Origin of the sequence: Paenibacillus sp. Mc5Re-14 (assembly GCF_001049835.1) — a bacterium.
Lineage (GTDB): Bacteria > Bacillota > Bacilli > Paenibacillales > Paenibacillaceae > Paenibacillus > Paenibacillus polymyxa_C.
This window is the reverse complement of sequence record NZ_CVPD01000001.1, coordinates 3,059,109-3,078,966: the sequence shown is the minus strand read 5'-3', so window position 1 is coordinate 3,078,966 and position 19,858 is coordinate 3,059,109. Positions and strand designations below refer to the sequence as shown.

Annotated in this window: 18 protein-coding genes; 4 read left to right on the top strand and 14 right to left on the bottom strand. The window is 46.1% G+C overall.

Going from position 1 to position 19,858, the window contains the following annotated elements; genetic code table 11:
* Window positions 1-63: 63 nt before the first annotated feature.
* The 6 genes from BN1546_RS14000 to argC form a co-directional block, all read right to left on the bottom strand.
* Window positions 64-1,299: an argininosuccinate synthase gene (locus tag BN1546_RS14000; RefSeq protein ID WP_013373358.1), complete on the bottom strand. Its 1,236-nt coding sequence runs from the start codon at window positions 1,297-1,299 to the stop codon at window positions 64-66.
* 51 nt (window positions 1,300-1,350) lie between these two features.
* Window positions 1,351-2,307, bottom strand: coding sequence for an ornithine carbamoyltransferase (argF, locus tag BN1546_RS13995; RefSeq protein ID WP_058830185.1), 957 nt, complete (start codon window positions 2,305-2,307; stop codon window positions 1,351-1,353).
* A gap of 48 nt (window positions 2,308-2,355) precedes the next feature.
* Window positions 2,356-3,606, bottom strand: a complete 1,251-nt coding sequence (locus tag BN1546_RS13990; RefSeq protein WP_090737996.1) for an acetylornithine transaminase — start codon at window positions 3,604-3,606, stop codon at window positions 2,356-2,358.
* A gap of 52 nt (window positions 3,607-3,658) precedes the next feature.
* Window positions 3,659-4,498, bottom strand: a complete 840-nt coding sequence (gene argB, locus BN1546_RS13985) for an acetylglutamate kinase (protein WP_013373361.1) — start codon at window positions 4,496-4,498, stop codon at window positions 3,659-3,661.
* Between the two features lie 117 nt (window positions 4,499-4,615).
* Window positions 4,616-5,842 carry a bifunctional glutamate N-acetyltransferase/amino-acid acetyltransferase ArgJ gene (argJ, locus tag BN1546_RS13980; RefSeq protein WP_040102744.1) on the bottom strand — a complete coding sequence of 409 codons (1,227 nt, stop codon included), beginning with the start codon at window positions 5,840-5,842 and terminating at the stop codon, window positions 4,616-4,618.
* Between the two features lie 105 nt (window positions 5,843-5,947).
* Window positions 5,948-6,997: an N-acetyl-gamma-glutamyl-phosphate reductase gene (gene argC, locus BN1546_RS13975; protein ID WP_016324796.1), complete on the bottom strand. Its 1,050-nt coding sequence runs from the start codon at window positions 6,995-6,997 to the stop codon at window positions 5,948-5,950.
* Between the two features lie 382 nt (window positions 6,998-7,379).
* Here argC and BN1546_RS13970 point away from each other — a divergent pair, with 382 nt between their 5' ends.
* Window positions 7,380-8,264, top strand: a complete 885-nt coding sequence (locus tag BN1546_RS13970; protein ID WP_176702334.1) for an SMP-30/gluconolactonase/LRE family protein — start codon at window positions 7,380-7,382, stop codon at window positions 8,262-8,264.
* 93 nt (window positions 8,265-8,357) lie between these two features.
* Here BN1546_RS13970 and BN1546_RS13965 read toward each other — a convergent pair whose 3' ends face one another.
* The 4 genes from BN1546_RS13965 to raiA form a co-directional block, all read right to left on the bottom strand.
* Window positions 8,358-9,257 carry a YitT family protein gene (locus BN1546_RS13965; protein ID WP_090737992.1) on the bottom strand — a complete coding sequence of 300 codons (900 nt, stop codon included), beginning with the start codon at window positions 9,255-9,257 and terminating at the stop codon, window positions 8,358-8,360.
* A 97-nt stretch (window positions 9,258-9,354) separates the two neighbouring features.
* A protein-coding gene (gene prfB / locus BN1546_RS13960) for a peptide chain release factor 2 (protein WP_129550094.1) occupies window positions 9,355-10,468 on the bottom strand; the annotation gives its coding sequence in 2 pieces (ribosomal slippage) (window positions 9,355-10,395 and window positions 10,397-10,468; 1,113 coding nt in all).
* A gap of 510 nt (window positions 10,469-10,978) precedes the next feature.
* The gene (gene secA / locus BN1546_RS13955) at window positions 10,979-13,429 is read right to left on the bottom strand and encodes a preprotein translocase subunit SecA (RefSeq protein ID WP_013373368.1); all 2,451 of its coding nucleotides are present in this window, start codon (window positions 13,427-13,429) and stop codon (window positions 10,979-10,981) included.
* Between the two features lie 411 nt (window positions 13,430-13,840).
* Entirely contained in the window at window positions 13,841-14,401 is a 561-nt protein-coding gene (gene raiA / locus BN1546_RS13945) for a ribosome hibernation-promoting factor, HPF/YfiA family (RefSeq protein ID WP_090737990.1), read from the bottom strand.
* Window positions 14,402-14,836: 435 nt separating this feature from the next.
* Here raiA and BN1546_RS13940 point away from each other — a divergent pair, with 435 nt between their 5' ends.
* The 3 genes from BN1546_RS13940 to BN1546_RS13935 are packed head-to-tail and all read left to right on the top strand — an operon-like array spanning window position 14,837 to window position 17,025.
* Window positions 14,837-15,238, top strand: coding sequence for a hypothetical protein (locus BN1546_RS13940; protein WP_016324801.1), 402 nt, complete (start codon window positions 14,837-14,839; stop codon window positions 15,236-15,238).
* Window positions 15,239-15,256: 18 nt separating this feature from the next.
* On the top strand, window positions 15,257-15,892 hold the full coding sequence (locus BN1546_RS27865) for a DUF11 domain-containing protein (RefSeq protein WP_255305354.1): 636 nt from the start codon (window positions 15,257-15,259) through the stop codon (window positions 15,890-15,892).
* Window positions 15,805-17,025: a COG1361 family protein gene (locus tag BN1546_RS13935; protein ID WP_369690600.1), complete on the top strand. Its 1,221-nt coding sequence runs from the start codon at window positions 15,805-15,807 to the stop codon at window positions 17,023-17,025. The genes BN1546_RS27865 and BN1546_RS13935 overlap by 88 nt, the downstream gene beginning before the upstream one ends.
* A gap of 159 nt (window positions 17,026-17,184) precedes the next feature.
* Here BN1546_RS13935 and BN1546_RS13930 read toward each other — a convergent pair whose 3' ends face one another.
* From BN1546_RS13930 to fliD, 4 genes are all read right to left on the bottom strand, one after another.
* Window positions 17,185-17,382: a cold shock domain-containing protein gene (locus BN1546_RS13930; RefSeq protein WP_013373372.1), complete on the bottom strand. Its 198-nt coding sequence runs from the start codon at window positions 17,380-17,382 to the stop codon at window positions 17,185-17,187.
* A gap of 251 nt (window positions 17,383-17,633) precedes the next feature.
* Complete coding sequence (locus tag BN1546_RS13925; protein WP_090737988.1) at window positions 17,634-17,969, bottom strand: hypothetical protein; 336 nt, start codon at window positions 17,967-17,969, stop codon at window positions 17,634-17,636.
* Window positions 17,962-18,366, bottom strand: a complete 405-nt coding sequence (fliS, locus tag BN1546_RS13920; RefSeq protein WP_013373374.1) for a flagellar export chaperone FliS — start codon at window positions 18,364-18,366, stop codon at window positions 17,962-17,964. Before fliS ends, BN1546_RS13925 begins: the two co-directional genes overlap by 8 nt.
* A 19-nt stretch (window positions 18,367-18,385) precedes the next feature.
* Complete coding sequence (gene fliD / locus BN1546_RS13915; RefSeq protein ID WP_090737986.1) at window positions 18,386-19,843, bottom strand: flagellar filament capping protein FliD; 1,458 nt, start codon at window positions 19,841-19,843, stop codon at window positions 18,386-18,388.
* Between the last annotated feature and the right edge of the window lie 15 nt (window positions 19,844-19,858).

Sequence of the window (19,858 nt, the reverse complement as noted above, 5' to 3'; positions counted from 1 at the left end):
CAAGCCGCCCTCGTCGTTTGGACAAGAACGGCCCGCATTCCGTACATTTTTTTAGATTACATCTTATTTATGATTTTGTGTTACGCCCGCGTTGACCTTCAAACGCAAAGCATTCAAGCGGATAAAGCCTGTAGCATCGCCTTGATCGTAGGCTTGTGTCGGATCAGCTTCCATGGTTGCAATGTCTGGGTTGTACAAGCTAACCGGACTTTTAACGCCTGCACCAATAATGTTGCCCTTATACAGCTTCACGCGCACCGTACCACTGACATTTTTCTGGCTCTCATGAACCAGAGCCTGTAAAGCGACACGTTCCGGCGCGAACCAGAATCCATTGTACACCAAGGTAGCATAACGGGTAATCAGGCTATCACGCAGATTCATAACCTCGCGATCCATTGTGATCGATTCCATTTTGCGATGAGCAGTGAACAGGATTGTACCGCCTGGCGTCTCATAGACTCCGCGGCTCTTCATACCCACAAAACGGTTCTCCACCATATCTACACGTCCGATCCCGTGCTTGCCGCCCAGTTCATTCAGTTTTTCCATCACTTGCAGCGGAGTTAACTGTTCACCGTTCAAAGCAACGCAGTTGCCTGCTTTAAATTCCAGCTCCAAGTATTCTGCTTCATCAGGCGCGTCCTCAGGCGCGTTGCTGAGCAAGAACATTTCTTTATTTTCAGGAGCGCTCGGATCAAACCAAGGGTCCTCCAGCACGCCGCTTTCATAACTGATATGCAGCAGGTTGCGGTCCATGGAGTACGGCTTGGCTGCAGAAGCCGTTACCGGAATACCGTGTTTTTCCGCATAGGCAATCATTTCTGCCCGACCCGGGAACTGATTGCGGAACTCTTCCAGCCGCCAAGGTGCAATGACTTGGATGTCCGGCGTTAGCGCCGCCGCGTTCAGCTCGAAGCGCACCTGATCGTTACCCTTGCCTGTTGCGCCGTGAGCAATGGCTGTTGCTCCCTCGGCAATCGCAATATCGACCATCCGCTTAGCGATCAATGGACGTGCAATACTCGTTCCGAGCAAGTATTGCCCTTCATATAAAGCACCCGCCTGAAACATCGGGTAAATAAAATCCTTGGCGAATTCATCACGCAGATCATCGATGTACACTTTAGAGGCTCCTGTAGCAAGTGCTTTTTCCTCCAAACCGTCCAGTTCTTCCTTTTGTCCGATATCTGCGGTGAAAGCAATAATTTCAGCATCATATGTTTCCTTGAGCCATTTCAGAATGACCGACGTATCCAGACCGCCGGAATATGCGAGTACGATTTTTTCTTTTGCCATTGTTGAAGTCCTCCCCGAATGCTTATACCTCTATCTTCTTAACGATCAACCTTATCCCATTAAAGCAACTAGCAACGCTTTTTGTGCATGCAGACGATTTTCCGCCTCATCAAAAATGACCGAGTTGGGACCATCGATTACTCCTGCACTTACTTCTTCGCCACGATGCGCAGGTAGACAATGCAAAAATAAATAATCTGGCTTTGCGAGCTTAACCAGCTCCTCATTCACCTGGAAGTCAGCAAAAGCAAGCTCACGCTCCTTCTGCTCTTCCTCAAAGCCCATGCTTGCCCACACGTCTGTGTAGATCGCATCGGCATCTTGTACTGCTTCCTGCGGACTTTGCGTGATCACAATTTCACTCCCTGTCTGTTTGGCAATCTCACGGGAAACCGCGACCACACTCGGGTCAGGCTCGTATCTAGCCGGACTTGCAATGGAGACATGCACTCCGAGCTTGGCTCCACCAATTAAGAGAGAATGCGCCATATTGTTGCCGTCTCCGATATAAGCCAGTTTGAGCCCTTTTAGCTTACCCTTTTGCTCATACAAGGTTTGATAATCAGCCAGTACCTGACACGGATGCGCCAAATCGCTCAAGCCATTGATTACCGGAACGGATGCATAACGGGCCAACTCTACGACATTATCGTGCCCGAAGGTACGAATCATAATGCCATCCAGATAACGTGACATGACTTGGGCCATGTCGCTAATCGGTTCACCGCGTCCCAGTTGAATATCATTTTTGCTGAGGAAAAGGGCATGCCCACCCAATTGATACATTCCGACTTCAAAGGATACCCGTGTGCGTGTGGAAGACTTTTCGAAAATCAGTCCAAGTGTTTTCCCCTTCAGCGGCTGATAAGCTTCTCCGTTTTTGTGTTTACGCTTAATTTCAATGGCGAGATCAATTAAATACTGGATTTCCTCTGGCGAGTAGTCGTCCAGTTCTAGAAAGTCCCGTCCTTTCAAATTCACCTGTTGCAATGCGCCGCCCTGACTCATGCGATCCTCTCCTTTTACACTCTAATCTCGGATGCCTCTGGCTCTACACTAAGCTACGTGCTCCCGAATCAATTCAGCAATCCATGTTACAGCCTGATCTATTTCGTCTTTCGTTACATACAGGTTAGGCAACAGGCGAATCACGTTCGGTCCTGCTGTAATGAACAGAATGCCCTTCTTTTGTCCTGCCAAAACAAGCTCAGCTACCGGCTCCGCACACTCAATCCCGACCATCAGACCTTTTCCGCGGATATCCTGGACAAAAGGAATATCTTTAAGCTGTTTTTGCAGACTATGAAAGAGATAATCTCCCATTTCAGCAGCACGTTCTGGCAGCTTGTCATCAATAATCGTTTCAATGGTTGCTTGAACTGCTGCCATAGCAAGCGGTGTACCCCCGAAGGTAGAACCATGACTGCCCGCTGTGAACGCTTCACGCAAATATTCTTTGCCTAGCATTGCACCGACCGAAAAGCCACTGCCCAATCCTTTCGCCAATGTAAAAATATCCGGTTCTATTCCATAATGCTCAAAGGCAAACAGCTTACCTGTCCGCCCCATACCTGTTTGGACCTCGTCAATGATCAGCAGCAATCCATGCTCATGGCACAGCTTGGTAATCACGTCTACGAAAGCAGGGTCTACCGGATACATGCCACCTTCGGCCTGCACCATTTCCAGCATAATTGCCGCTGTATTCTCATTGATAGCTGCTTCGAGCGCAGCCTGATCATGAAGCGGAACGCTTTTGAATCCGGCGGGAAGCGGTAAAAAACCTTCTTTCACTTTGTCCTGACCCGTAGCAGTCAAGGTTGCCAGCGTCCGTCCGTGAAAGGATTGCGTGAACGTAATGATTTCATAGCGACCGGTCTGCTTCACCTTCTGGTGGTAACGACGCGCCAGCTTAATGGCAGCTTCGTTCGCTTCAGCTCCGCTGTTGCAGAAGAACACGGCATCTGCGCTGCTATTGGCTGTCAGCAAGGCAGCGGCCCGTTCCTGCCCGGGAATATGAAACAGATTGGATACATGCCACAGTTCATCGATCTGTTTTTTCAAACGCTCCGCTACAGCTTGAGGCGCATGGCCTAGATTGGTAACGGCAATACCTGACATGAAATCCAGATAACGTTTGCCCTGATCATCCCACAGCCAGCTTCCTTGTCCTTTCACCAGTGTAAGCGGATATCTTGCGTAGTTTGGAAAAAGAGAGCTATCTGCCTGCACTTTTGCCGCTTGCGCTCCGCTTCCATTCGTACTTGGCATTTCCTCGCTCACCAGCGTATTCGGTTCCTTACTCATATCGTTCACGCCCCTTTATCGTTTGGTTATATAGGTTGAGCATATATCGCAATTACTGCATACGCACAATGCGTGTTCCAATTGATTCTCCGCCCAGCACACGGCTGAGTACCTGCGGTTCGCTGCCGTCCACAATGACAACTTCCTTCACTTTACCGTGAATGCAGGCTATAGCCGCTCTCACTTTCGGAATCATACCACCGTAGATTTCACCCGTACTGATCATATCTTCAATTTCCTGTATGGTAATTGACTCCAGCACCTTCTTTTCTACACCATTCTTTTTCAATATACCGGGTACATCCGTCACAACAATCATTCGACTGACGCCGAGATGAGAAGCCACCGCGCCCGCCGCTGTATCGGCATTAATGTTGTAACGCTGACCGGATCGATCAATGCCAATAGGCGCAATAACTGGCATATAGTCCATATCCAGCACACCGGTAATAATCGAAGCTTGAACATGTGTTACCTCTCCAACCCAGCCGACCTCTGCGGCATTCGTCACAGGCTTTGCTTCAATTAAATAGCCATCACTGCCTGACAAACCCAGCGCTCGCCCTCCGTGCATCCCTATTCTGCGAACAATCTGCTTGTTAATGCTGCCTGCCAGCACCATTTCCACGACATCCAGCACGGGTTCAGTCGTTTTACGCAATCCATGAATGAACTCCGTTTCGATTCCCAGCTTCGCCAAATTGTCAGAGATCGCAGGCCCACCGCCATGTACAATGACTGGTTGAAGGCCTTCCGACTGCAGACGGGCCAAGTCGTCAAAAAAGGAATCAGGCAACGCAGCCAGCGTACTTCCTCCGCATTTCATCACAAAATTACGACGTGCCACTCCCGCATGTTTCGCTTGATCCGCGTGTCCCACTGCCGATTGCATATCATCTCTCCTTTTCTCCTCTGCACAATTTTGTGCGATTTTCAAATGATGCCGAAGCTATATTCGCTCGCTTCTTCTATTAACTATTAAATATCCATCCGTAATTAAATCGGGTATCTATGTCCGATAAGCCGCATTAATCCGCACATAATCATAGGTTAGGTCACAGCCCCATGCTGTAGCGGTCCCGTTCCCATGATGCAAATCAACGATAATTTGCACCGTATCTCCACGTAAATAGGAAAGCGCCTCGGCTTCATCAAAAGCTACTGGACTTGATTGGCTTAGCACGATAATATCCCCCAGGCGAATGTCTACCGTATCCGGATTCACCGGTTCTCCGGCACGTCCGACGGCTGCAATAATCCGTCCCCAGTTGGCGTCTGCGCCAAAAACGGCTGACTTCACCAGACTGGACCCGATCACAGTCTTGGCTATCGCCTGGGCAGATGCATCGCTTATCGCTCCGCTTACAGACACCTCTACCAGCTTCGTAGCACCTTCTCCATCACGGGCAATCGCCTTCGCCAGCTCACGGCAGATATAAGTGAATGCCTCGGCAAAAGCCTCCCAATCGGGATGCTCTACGTTCAACTCGCTGTTGCCTGCAAGTCCGCTTGCCATAGCGATTAGCATATCATTCGTACTGGTATCCCCATCGACCGTAATCATATTAAAGCTGGTATCCGTGGCCTGCTTTAATAGTTGATGAAGGGCCGTCTGTCCAATGGCTGCATCACAAGTTATGAAAGCGAGCATGGTTGCCATATTCGGATGAATCATACCCGATCCCTTTGCCGCCCCGGCGATGTGCACAGTCACACCATCCACTTCAACTGACACGCACGCTTCCTTTTTAACCAAATCCGTTGTCAGAATGGCTTGGCTAAATTGCTCCGCCCCATCGCTTGCCTCGCTCATCCGCTCAGGTAGTGACGATATACCGCCAAGCACACGATCCATTTTCAGATGCTCGCCAATTACACCAGTCGAGGCAACGGCTACATCGCTCTCCGCCACACCCAGCTGATGAGCAGCGGCCGAACGCATAGCGTAAGCATCCTGCTCCCCTTGCTGTCCCGTACAGGCATTAGCGTTCCCGCTGTTCACTACTATCGCCTGCAATCGACCGTCTGTCAGGCTCTCGCGAGTCACCTTCAGCGGCGCAGCCTGAAACACATTGGTGGTATACACCGCAGCAGCTGTCGCCTCTACCTCACAGCGAATCGCGCCGATATCGTTGCGATTCGTATTTTTTAATCCACAGTGCAATCCCCCAGCTGTAAAGCCACGCGGAGTTACGATGTTGCCCTCATGTACTACTGTAAAGCCTACTTTGCCCATAATATGTGCCCTCGTTCGCAACATATAGGAGTCATGACAGCTGGACGCTTGCGTTCTCCAACCTGCTCGCTGTCGTCCCCGCAGCCTGTTGCGTTTACGTGCTACTTACGGATATACCGGTATGAAGCCCAGTCCGAGGTTCTCCTCCCATCCCATCATCAAATTTAAATTCTGAATCGCCTGTCCGGCGGCACCCTTCACAACATTATCAATGACAGAAATAATGGTAAGACGCCCGGTACGAGCATCTGCTGCAAAACCGATGTCGCAGTAGTTTGAACCAAATACTTCTTTCGTTGCCGGCCATATACCTTCGCCACGTACACGGACAAAAGGATGACCTTTATAATAATCCCGGTATAACCCGATAAGATCCTGATCCGTATGATCACCTTTCAACGTGACATAGATTGTACTCATAATTCCTCGCGTCATAGGCACAAGCTGTGTCGTAAACGTAATCGTAACATCCTCGCCCGCAACATCACCCAGTACCTGCTCGATCTCTGGGATATGCTGGTGCTTATTGACCTTATAAGCCTTAAAGTTTTCATTCATCTCCGCATAATGCGAAACAAGACTTGTTCCCCGACCGGAGCCAGATACCCCGGATTTGGCATCCACAATCAGTGACCGATGGTCGATCCACCCCGCCTCCAAGGCAGGAATAATTCCTAATAGTGTTGCCGTTGGATAGCAGCCTGGATTCGAAATGAAAGAAACTCCAGCAAGCTTTTCTGCATACACCTCGCTGAGTCCGTATACTGCTTGCTTGAGATACTCAGGTGAAGCCGCAGGCTTTTTATACCAAGCTTCATACACTTCCCCGCTTCGGAGCCTAAAGTCCCCGGAAAGGTCAATCACCTTCAGTCCGGCATCCAGAAGCTGTGGCACTAACTGGGTACTAACGCCTGATGGCGTAGCTGTGAAAACCAGATCAGCCTTGGCAGCAATTTCATGGATATCGACACCGTCCAAATCCTGCATCACAATATCCGTTAGATGTGGAAACCCATCACTAATCGGAACACCCGCGCTGGACGAAGAAATAACAGATACAATCTCCACCTGCGGATGATGAACCAAAAATCGAATCAGCTCCACCCCACCATATCCAGTGGAACCGACAATTGCCACTTTTAGCTTACTGCTCACAGACCTTCCTCCATTCCGTCCCTATGAAATATGTATTATTATACGACTCTATTCATATAAATACAACACCTCATGTCATGTTATTCTTCAAAATTTAAAATATGCATTCTTGCCCATTCTTTTGACCGACAAGCTGTACAGGCTATAACTGAGGAAACCAAAAAAGACAGACCCCCTTGTGAATCCAGTCTGCTATTTTGCATAAAGAAAAAGATCGTTCCTTTTTTATATTATCTTGTATATTGGTATTCATCTGGATTATCTATTTGCTGCACTTATGTATTCGTTGAACATTGAATAGGGTAAAAAGAGTGAGTATGTTCGAAAATAAACCTATACGTTAGGAGTGTTACACATCGAAACCTATACAGCGAATATAGTGATGGATGCTAAAGCCAAATTAGGCGAGGGTCCTAGTTGGGATCACCAGTCTCAACGTTTATTTTGGGTCGATATTGAAGGCTTTCAATTGCACATCTACGATCCATCTATAGGCACAGATCGTACTATAGATGTAGGCGAACATATTAGTGCAGTTGTACCTTATCTTAAAAATAAAGTAATCGTAGCAATGATCAGCGGTCTATACTGTTTGGATATAGAGACAGGGACCAAAGTATTGATCCACGATCCTGAGGAAGGTCGGCCAGGAAATCGATTTAATGATGGTAAATGCGATCCTGCAGGACGGTTTTTGGCTGGAACAATGAGTCTAAATGGCGAACGTTCGCAAGGAGCATTGTATAGTCTGAGTACAAAAGGAAATGTCTCCTTACTGGTTGATAAAGCTTCCACATCTAATGGCTTAGCTTGGAGCTCAGATCACCGTACCATGTATTATATTGATACTCCGACCTTAGAAGTGGTCTCCTTCGATTACGATGTGACACAAGGTACTATTAGGAATAAGCAATTGGTAGCTAGATTGGATGAAAGTGAAGGATATCCCGATGGCATGACCATCGATGCAGAGGGCATGTTGTGGATCGCGCGTTGGGGCGGTAAACGTGTATCTCGTATCCATCCTGTTCAGGGAGAAGTGATTGCTGAGGTGTTACTTCCAGTCAATCGTGTGACTTCGTGCGCTTTTGGTGGTGAACATCTGGATGAGTTGTATATCACAACTGCTCAAGATGACGATAATACCAGCCAACCACTTGCAGGTGGTTTATTTATGGTCAAAACCGGGGTAAAAGGAGTACCAACCTCATATTTTAATCAAGGACAACCGGCAAATTGGCTTGATCTATTACTAAAAAGGAATTGATAAAGCGGTTCTGAAAAGAGAAGAGCCCACTACATCAGTGAGCTCTTCTACATTGATTCAGTTAAGAGCAAGCGTTCAGAAGGTCACATTAAGTTAGCCTTCCCTTTTGAACCCTTCACCCAATACTTCACGTGTGTTACTAATAATCACAAAAGCTTCCGGGTCTACCAAGCGGACGAGCGTTTTGAGGCGGGTTACCTCGTTTTGCCCGACTACAACCATAAGTACAGGACGTTCTTCGTTCGTGTAACCCCCCCGTCCTGCAAGCTCTGTCAAACCCCGATCCAAATCCTGTAAAATCGTTTGCGTAATTTTTTCTTTTTGATTGGATATGATATAAGCTACTTTGGAGTAGCCCAGCCCCATTTCTACAGCATCAATGACTTTGCCGGTTACAAACAAGCCAATCAATGCATACAGGGCCCGCTCCGGCGATAGGGCGAAACCAGCTAGCGTGATTACCGTGCCATCCATGAGCATGACACAAAGAGAAAGACTAAAACCGGTATACTTTTGAATAATCTGCGCCAAAATAGCCAGTCCACCCGTTGAGCCTCTGCCCCGAAACACAGTGCCCAAACCCAATCCTACTCCGATTCCACCATACAGCGAAGCCAGCAACGGATTTGTTGTCGGTACTGCCCAATCCTTCGTCACATAAACGAATAGTGGCAGCATGATGCTTCCCAGCAGGGAACGCAAGCCATACTTTTTTCCTAACAGCAGTACTCCTGCTATAAATAACGGAATATTCATTCCCCACTGCGTATAGGCCGGTTCCAGGCCAAACAGGTCCTCACCCAAGATAGACAAGCCAGATACACCCCCGGATGCAATCCGGTTGGGCAGCAAGAACATGTTAAAGGTCAGCGCTGTAATAAAGGAGCCGAGTATAATCAGCAGGACATCGGTCACGTTACGCGCTGGTCCACTGGCGGCAATCAGAGGCTTACGCCTTCTTCGGCGGTAAGCGGGAGGATTCAATTGAGACATCATTCATGTTCTCCTTTAATAAAAAATACCGTCACACAAAAATTCCTACAGGCCGCAGGCACATGGACTGCGGTTCTGTAGGAAAACGTACAGGCAATTATTCTGCGTCCAGCTTAATTTGGCTGCGCAGGTAACCATCGATGAACGGATCGAGATCGCCATCCATAACAGCCCCTACATTGCCAGTTTCCACACTGGTACGATGATCCTTAACCATGCTGTATGGATGGAACACGTAGGAGCGAATTTGGCTGCCCCATGCAATGTCGGACTGTTCACCACGGATTTCGTCCAATTGCTGCTGTTGTTCTTCAATCTTGCGCTCGTAGAGCTTGGAACGAAGCATAGTCATCGCACGTTCACGGTTTTTGATCTGGGAACGTTCATTTTGACAAGTCACGACAATACCAGTAGGCAAATGCGTAATCCGAACAGCTGAGTCAGTCGTATTAATATGCTGACCACCTGCACCGCTGGCCCGGTACGTATCAATTTTAAGATCTTCCGTGCGGATTTCAATATCCACATCATCCGCAATTTCCGGTACCACATCACAAGACACGAACGATGTATGACGACGACCAGAGGAATCAAATGGAGAAATGCGAACAAGCCGATGTACGCCTTTCTCCGCCTTGAGATAACCGTAGGCATTGTAGCCTTTGATCAACAGGGTTACGCTCTTAATTCCCGCTTCATCCCCTGCCAGATAATCCAGGGTCTCCACCTTGAAACCTCGTTTTTCTCCCCAGCGCGTATACATACGCAGCAGCATTTGACCCCAGTCCTGGGACTCGGTACCGCCTGCCCCCGGGTGCAGCTCCAGAATAGCATTAAGCTTGTCATAGGGCTGATTTAAAAGCAATTGCAGCTCAAATTCCTCCAGCTTGCTCAGCAGGGATTTGATACTGTTTTCAACTTCTCCAACCAGCGCTTCATCGCCTTCCTCTTCAGCCAGTTCAACCATCATACCTGCGTCTTCATATTCCTGACGCAACTGTTCATAGCTGTCCACAGAAGACTTCACAGCATTCATTTCAGCAATTACGCCTTGGGCCTTTTCGTTATCATCCCAAAAATCAGGCGCTGCCATCTTTTCCTCAAAGTTCGCGATCATTTCCTGTTTGAGATCTAAGTCAAAGAGACCCCCTAAGGTTTGTTAGTTTCTTGCCTATTTCTCGTAAATCATGTTTTACACTTGGATCAATCATGATGTCATTCTCCTTTTAATATAGGGTTAGGGGGAATAAAAGCGTTGTGAGTTACGGCTGGTGGGTAGGCGCTGCGCGAATGATTTGATCTTACGATCGCTGTTGCAGCGAGATTCCCTGATTAAAATAACACATTCAAAGGTTGGCATCTCACTGCAAAGGCGAACGCTGGCGCTTCTCCAGATTCAAATCCTCCGCTTCGCTCCCAACCGCCGTAAAGTCAAACTGCTTTTAAATAACAGGCTCTGGTATGTGAGCCAGATCAACTGCGGAATTGACTGACAAGCAAGCAGGGACCTGCTTGCTTGTCATAATTGTTTTAAAAGTACTAGGAGAGCACAGTCATCGCCATATTCAACCTGACCATCTCACAGAAGAGATATATTGAATACATCAGTGTCGTCCCCTGATGGCACAAAATGGCCGACGGTCAGTGGTTGAACTGCCGCCTGCCATTATATGCATTGCAGGGGATAGTGTATATCAAGAGCTATCCCTTAATTTCAATCCTTATTTTCTACGCGGACGCGAAGGAGCGGATTTCTTTTTAGGAGCCGCAGGTTCGCCACTTGTAGAGATTTTATCTTCATCAACGACAGCCTGACGCTCTTGGTTGGATTCGATTTGTGCTTTCATGATGTATGTCGCAACTTCCTCTTGGATGCTGGCGATCATAGCATGGAACATTTCGAAACCTTCAAATTGGTATTCACGCAATGGATCAGTACCGCCATAAGCACGCAAGTGAATACCTTGACGCAATTGATCCATAGCATCAATATGATCCATCCATTTGCTGTCAACTGCACGTAGTACGATAACCTTCTCGAACTCACGTACCATTTCTTCGCCGATCATCTCTTCACGACTGTGGTATCTGTTGGTAACTTTCTCGAAGATCATATCGACCATCTCTTCTTTTTCCTTACCCCACAGATCGTCGCGCGAAAGTGTGTTTTCCTCAAGCAGATTGTTGTTCACATACTCTGCTACTTCATCCAGTTCCCAGTTTTCAGGGATATCATCACCACAGTGAGCTTCCACTACACGCTCAATGACAGGCTTGATCATGTCGAACACAATTTCCTTGATGTTCTCTGATTCCAGTACCTCACGGCGTTGTTTGTAAATAATAGCACGCTGCTGATTCATCACGTCATCATATTGGAGAACGACTTTACGCTGATCAAAGTTATTCCCTTCGACACGTTTTTGAGCTGATTCGATAGCACGTGAAATCATACGGCTCTCGATAGGTTGATCTTCCTCAAAGCCCAAGCGCTCCATCATATTCAGTACGTTGTCTGCACCAAAACGCTTCATTAACTCATCGCCCAGCGATAAGTAAAATTGCGTGGAGCCTGGATCGCCCTGACGTCCTGCACGTCCGCGAAGCTGATTATCAATACGACGGGATTCATGACGTTCTGTACCGATGATGTGCAAACCACCGAGTTCTGCAACGCCTTCGCCCAGTACGATGTCAGTACCACGTCCAGCCATGTTAGTAGCGATGGTAACCGCGCCAGCTTCACCTGCACGAGAAATAATCTCAGCTTCTTCGGCATGATACTTGGCGTTAAGCACTTTATGACGAACGCCTTTGCGTTTCAACATTTCAGAAAGAAGCTCGGAGTTTTCAATAGAAACCGTACCTACCAATATCGGTTGGTTCTTTTTGTTACGCTCCAGGATTTCGTCTACCACAGCATGGAATTTACCTTTCACGCTCTTGTACACTACGTCAGGCATATCTACACGCTGGTTAGGCTTATTCGTCGGAATTTGGAGCACTTCCAGACCGTAGATTTTTTTGAATTCTTCTTCTTCTGTTTTCGCTGTACCCGTCATCCCCGCCAATTTGCGGTACATACGGAAATAGTTTTGGAATGTAATTGTCGCCAGTGTCATGCTTTCGTTTTGTACAATGATGTTTTCCTTCGCTTCAATAGCTTGGTGCAAACCATCACTGTAACGACGTCCAGCCATCAGACGACCTGTAAACTCATCGACAATCAGGACCTCACCATCAGCCACGACATAGTCCACATCCAAACGCATAATAGCGTTAGCTTTCAAGGCTTGTACGATGTGGTGATTGATTGTAACACTTTCCTGATCATACAGGTTTTCAAGACCAAAGAAATTTTCAGCCTTGGATACGCCGTTTTCGGTCAAAGCAACTGACTTCACCTTAATATCCAGCGTGTAATCTTCTTCAACATTCAGACTCTTTACAAAACGATCAGCCGCAAAATACAGCTCGGTCGATTTTTGAGCTTGTCCTGAAATGATCAATGGTGTACGAGCTTCATCGACGAGAATGGAATCCACTTCATCAATGATACAGAAGTACAACGGACGCTGTACCATCTGTTCTTTGTAAAGCACCATATTATCGCGCAGATAATCAAAGCCGAACTCATTGTTTGTACCATACGTAATATCACATGCATAAGCTTCCTGTTTGGCAGCATGATCCATATTGGCCAGGTTCAGACCTACGGTCATTCCCAAGAAATTGTAAATTTGTCCCATTTCTCCACTGTCACGTTGTGCCAAATAGTCATTGACTGTAACCACGTGCACACCTTTGCCCAACAGAGCGTTCAAATAAACCGGCAGTGTTCCCACCAGTGTTTTACCTTCACCGGTTTTCATTTCTGCGATTTTTCCTTCGTGCAACGCAATACCGCCGAGCATCTGTACGTCATAGTGACGTTTGCCCAGCACCCGCTTGGACGCTTCACGAACCGTTGCAAAAGCTTCCGGCAGCACTTCTTCAGCCGTAGCACCTTGTTCAATCCGCTCTCTAAACTCCGCCGTCTTGGCTTTCAGTTCCTCATCCGAGAGCTTCTCAAAATCAGGCTCTATTTTATTGATCAGTTCAACCGTCTTCATTAAACGTTTGACGTCACGTTCATTTGTATCCCCAAAAATTTTTTTGACAATTCCTAGCATGGTTTACCCCTTTCGCGCAAAACAATTAATAGAATCAATTTCACAATAAGAAAGGGTCCATGATGAAATTGATTCCCGATATGTTTGACAGGCCCGGCTATACCAGCCCATCGTGCGATGTTCTTTGCATAAATTGTAACAGTTTGTAGGACATGCCGCAACACAAGCAGCCTGCAGATTTGCATCCGGTTAAAGATACCAAAACAATTGACGCACGAAATACACAATTGGTTACATCGATCTAAGTTTAAATTTCCATTCATGTTTACAATAAACATATAAAAGAGCCCTATCCCGCCAGGTTCGCAAGGATAAGGCTCGTGTTATTATCATTTTCCTGATATCCATGAAGCATGCTTCAATCAAAAAGTTCTATTCATTTTAAAATGCAATAAGTTCTTGCTTTACAGGCTATTCCCGTTCGATCAGACCGTATTTACCATCATTGCGTTTGTAAACTACGTTAACTTCTTCATTATCAATGTTAGCAAATACGAAGAAATTATGTCCAATCATGTTCATTTGCAGAATAGCTTCTTCCACATCCATAGGTTTCAATAAGAAACGCTTGGTGCGGACGACTTCCAGCTCATTCAATTCTGCATCCTCATCTTCAGCAACAGCCACACCACCAGCCGGATCTTCCACAAAAAGGGTTTTTAAACTGCCTTCCTGCCGGAATTTTCGGTTTAATTTGGTCTTGTGCTTGCGAATTTGCCGTTCTAGCTTGTCTACCACGGCATCAATGGATGCATACATGTCATCGCTTTCGTCTTCGGCACGGAGTACAAGCCCCGGCAAAGGAATGGTTACTTCTACAGTGTGCAAATCTCTGGTTGTGCTTAACGTTACACTTCCATCAGACGTCGGGGGTGCATCGAAATACTTTTCAAGTCTGCTGAATTTCTTTTCAACGTAGTCCTTCAAAGCGTCGGTAACCTCGATCTGTTGACCTCGTACTGTTAAGTTCATAAGGCACGCCTCCTTTGCCTCTTCAGTATAACACATATGTTAACGCCAAGTAAAAAAGGAGATCAACATTTCGGAGATTTTTTACAATTTTCCTCATGATTCGACAAAACGCTTCCCATAACGCCATTCTATGAAAAGGGTCATGTTTAAATTCAGCTCGCATACATATGTGAATAATGAAGAGAAATTTAAAAAGTTACTCTGCTGGTGTCATGACAAATCCACTATTTCGAGTTCATGCTATGTATTTTATCGACTGGGGAGGGAGTTATTTGTCAGACTGAATCCGGTATAGAACCTATGCTAAAAGCAAGACCTGACTATCATGCAGGCAATTTATACGAAAGGATCATTACACCCAGCCCAGCTGGCTCTTCCCCTGCAAAAATCCTAAGACAGCTAATTGGGGAGAGATGGAAAGTAGGAAGTTAATCCATGGCTTTTATTCAGCGTTATGCAACGAACCAGACCGGGGCTATTACCTTTATAGGAAATACACTCGGGCTGGCACGCTCTGCTTCGGCGGGGGTGCCAGGTACAGTGACCAGCATTGGCGCTTTCATCACAACCAATACAGCCTCTCGCTTCGGCACATATCCATTCGGCACGACTTCTGCTTTTGCCAGTAACTCATCGACGGCATTCCTTGTGCTCCCTGCGGGCAGTACCGTGCTATATGCTGAACTTATTTGGGGAGGAAGCTATGCCAACGGCAATACCAATGTATTGTCCAGCGCCAGCAATCCGATCACATTTCAGACGCCTGCTTTATCTACTACAGTCAGTCCCGAATCTGCAACATCGATCAACGTCACCAGTCTCAGTACCTATGTGTGAACCGCAAATGTAACAAATTTGGTCATTCAAGGCGGCGCAGGGGTCAGCAGCGCTACTGGCTCGGTCAACGTGGTAATAAGCGGGTTTGCCACGCCTGTACAGGGGACTTTGCGCGGCAGGGCGTTAATTAGCGCCCAAGAGGGTGACGTAGATATCACCGGGGATCGTGCGTTGTTTGGACCTACCACATCCAACTTAACTGCGCTGTCTGGGCCCAACAATTTTTCGACTAATTTTTTTGCGTCCCAAATTAACGGGGATGACGGCACATTGGTCACGACGGGGACCTTCGGTACCACTAATACAGTTAATGTCGCTGTGTCTGCACCTAATATTCAGGTGACTAAAACATCCAGTCTGGCAGCTGCTGTAGTTGGAGATACGATCAGATATACACTAAGCATTACGAATAACGGTGTGGATTCCGTCACAGATACCGTTGTGACCGATACAATCCCAGCAGGTACTTCCTTCGTTCCGGGTAGTGTCCTTATCGACGGTGTACCTTTCCCTAACGCCTCGCCAACTGCTGGAATTGCCATTGGAAATGTCGCACCTGGAAATACATTTATCGTGAGTTTCCAAACTTCTGTCCAAAGCTTGCCGCAAACATCTCCACAGACCATAAGGAGGCCCAAGCAGGGGAAAACCTGACCTACACGGTACTCCATAATAACTTTGGCAACATTGCTTCAGAAGTTATTTTTCAAAATTTTGTCCCTGCCGGAACCCTTTACATTCCTGACAGCCTCCAGTTGAACGCTCAAACGTTTGCAGAAGCCAACCCTGCTGTCGGAGTTAGTCTTGGATCTGTGGAACCTGGTCAGTCATTGACCCTGAATTATCAAGTAACCGTATCCGAGACGCCTCCATCTGGCTACATCGAAAATCAAGCTGCCTTTACCTACTCATTTACATTGCCTGGAGGAAGAATCGTACCGGGCACATTGACTACAAATACCGTGACGATCCCAGTGGTATTCCCACTGCTCGAATTGGTGAAACAGGTGAACACCTATGACGCCTCTGTAGGAGACACACTTACCTTCACCATTCAGATTACAAATAAAGGAGGAATCTCAGCGCAGTATCCATTGTTCACCGACCCATTGCCGCATGGACTTGTTTATGTACCCAACAGCCTGACTATCCAAGATAAAACGCAGCCAGGCGCTAATCCTGGCACTGGTATCACACTCCCGGATATTGCACCAGGGGAGACGCTTACGCTTACTCTCCAGGCACAAATTCGTGAAGCACCTACAGATGGAACATTCAGCAACCAGGCCACCATCGAATATAGCTCACGTCGTAGTGGTGGAGAGACCCTGAAGGAAACCATCCAAACTAATACCATAGATTTGACTGTCATCGCAGCTATTCCTAAACTTACACTTAGCTCCAGCGCTTTGCGTGTCGCGCAAGAAGATACCCTGTCCTTTACACTCCAGGTGGAAAACATCGGAAATACTCCATTGGAAGAGCTATTGCTCACAGCACCATTCTCAGCCGAAGATTTCCTTGTACTGAGAACCGTCACCGTGAACTCAGTGCCGCTTCCGCATCCTAATTTGCTCCAAGGTATCCCATTAGGCCAGCTTGATCCTGACCACAAAGCCGTTATCGTCTTCTCATTCGATATCGAATCTGCACTCCGCGCGTATCTGATCGCCCAGGCCATTCTGCGCTATCAATTCCGTTATCCAGACGGAGGCGTAGAGAAACAATCTGCCTCCTCCAATACCATTTTTGTAGAGATGGCTGGCTTTGACGGTTCTCTAGAGTAAAGCATTTTGTTATACTGAGCTCCTTACCCGGTGGTAAGGGGCTTTTTATGTATTTAGAAAACATAAAAAAGCCCTGAAATATATTCCAGGGCAGTTGCTAGCGCGTTATCCATTGCTAACCATCTTACCAATTATGTAGGTCGGCTATGCCGGGGATGATTATAATTTGGTTACGTTAGCGGCTTGTGGTCCACGTGCGCCTTCGACGATGTCGAACTCCACGTCTTGTCCTTCTTCAAGTGTTTTGAAGCCTTCTGTTTGAATTGCGGAAAAATGTACAAATACGTCGCCGCCGTCAGCCGTTTCGATGAAACCATAACCTTTTTCTGCGTTAAACCATTTTACTTTACCTTGCATGCACTAACATTCCCTTCGTCATCAAATGAAGTGAAGCTCTCGCCCACATTTTTGACTATACCACCCAAAGTTATCCATTGTCAATTGGAATTGATAATGTTTTCATACATTTATTTGCCATCAATATTCTCCTGCTAATACAGTTGAATATCGTTACAATGAATTCTTAATGATTGTATAGAGGTTATAATATAGTAATAACCCGCTTCCCTGTATGCTGAAACAGGTGAAACGGGTTAGGGAAAATATTTTTATTTTCGGCGATCCATCAAAATGGCATCAGAAGAATAGGCGGTTTCGTAGGCATTGCGCTGAACTTTGGCCACGTTACGCTGTTGGAGCCAGTCGGCTGCTTCTCCTTTTAAGAAATTCATTCTGCTTATGATGGCAGTATCATTACTTAAAAGATTCTTTATACGATCGGTCTGTCCTACGTCTGCAGCACTTAGCTTAAGAAGTTCCTCTAGTTCATTCACTAGCAACTGACGACTTTCAACAAATCTCACCATCTCTTCATAAGATGTTACATTCAGTCGATTCATTAAATCAGCAGTAAGGTTCTCCAGTTGACCGATAAGCTCATCCATGGTTGGATCCTATCGCTGTATCCGCAGCGCCAGCCGTCAACTTACTTGCCTGTACCCAGGTTTCGCGTAATTCGGTGAGATATCCTAGAGCTTCATTGGCTGGATCTGCACTTTTTTTTATGTTGGCTTGAATTAAAAGATAATTCATGTATTCGTAGAGAGCAAATAAGCTTTTAGAAATATCGTAGGAGTGATCCAATGTCGACATAAGCTCACTAATGATGGTCTGTGCTTTACCAAGGTTTAGGTTAACCTTTTGATAGTCCTTAGAGTCTAAAGCAACCAGCCCCGCCTTAACAAAGCGAATGGCTCCATCATATAACATAACTACAAGTTGAGAAGGAGTAGAGGTTTGAACCGAAGACTGCCGATATTTTTCATAAGGAGATGTAATCAATCCACTCACCCTTTACTTTCTATTGTAAAAAACTTGTCAGACTGGACGACTGGGATTGGTATTTATTCATAGCTTCTTCCATGGCTGAGAATTGTTTGTAATAGCGTGTTTCCATATCACTAAGTCGGCTTTTCATGTCAGAAATTCGTTTATTGTAATCCGCAAGCTGCTTGCCCATAATACTTTCTGTTTTAAATATACTATTTACATCAGAACTATACTTGGATGTACCTGCCTTCTTAGCTAGTAAGTCCAATGTTCCGTTCATTTCGTCACTGATTTTACTGTATATCCCTGGAGTAGCGCCGTCTGCACTACCCTGAAAAATATTCATGACTTTTTGAGGGTCGCTCTGTAAAGCAACCTTGAGCTTCTCCTCATTGATATATATTTTCCCATTTTCATAGTATTGTCCAGTTGTAATGCCTATTGCGCTTAGATCACCGAGACTTCCTGTAATCACTGAACGCATCGAGGAGACTGCAGAGGATAGGATATTATCGTTTTTGAGAAGGCCACTTTTAGCCTTTTGTTCCCAAAGTGTAATATCATTCTCTTTCATGTCTTTCTTTTGTTCATCTGTAAGTGGCTGATAATCACGGTATTTTTCCTCTTTGACTTTCTTACTAAAGGTGTTGAGTAAGTCATTGTAATTTTGAACGAAATTTTTGATCGTATCTAGCGCTTTAGCTGGATCTGTTTGAGTTTGAATTCTCGCAAGATCTGTAGATGTGTTCGTTGATAAAAGGGTGAGCGTGATACCATTGACAGTAAGAGAATTGTTATTAGTGGTAAATTCCTTAAAACTTGAACCACCGTCCGTACTAATTTTTACTGTTCCTGCTGTAGCGTTTTGTATTGTACCCATGCCCAATAATGTTTTCAAAGTACCTGAACCATCTGTAAGATTCGTTCCATAATCTTTTGATGTGATGGAAAATTTACCCGATACTTCATCAAAACTCGCATTAACCTTCATATCGGCATCCGTACTAATTGTATTAATAACGTTAGCTATAGTTTTATCGCTAGAAAAGGTTAAAGATTTCCCATTAATGGTGACTGTATAATCTGCAGCACCTGTACTGGTGGATAGATCTCCAATTTTTGTTGTTAGCGTAGCATCTGTACTAGAGCTAGTCAATTTACTCTCACTTGTCATATTCGATTTCTGCGCAAGGCTTGTAACTTGTACAGCCATCGCCGCACCGCTCGCATTAGCATTTGCGTCTGCTTTGATTGCGGTCGTATTTCCCGATACAACCGCCTGTTGTGTATTCATCGCTGGTGATAACTTAAACTCCGAAAGCTTAGTTCTGAAATCAACAATTTTGCTGTTTAACTCTCTATAGCTGTCCCGTGTCCATTCCAAGATTTGTTTCTGTTGATTCAACTTGTTTAATGGTGCTTTTTTGGCAGTCATTAAATTTGTGACCATACTGTCAATATCCATCCCCGAAAATCCGTTAATACGCATTATATAATTACCTCC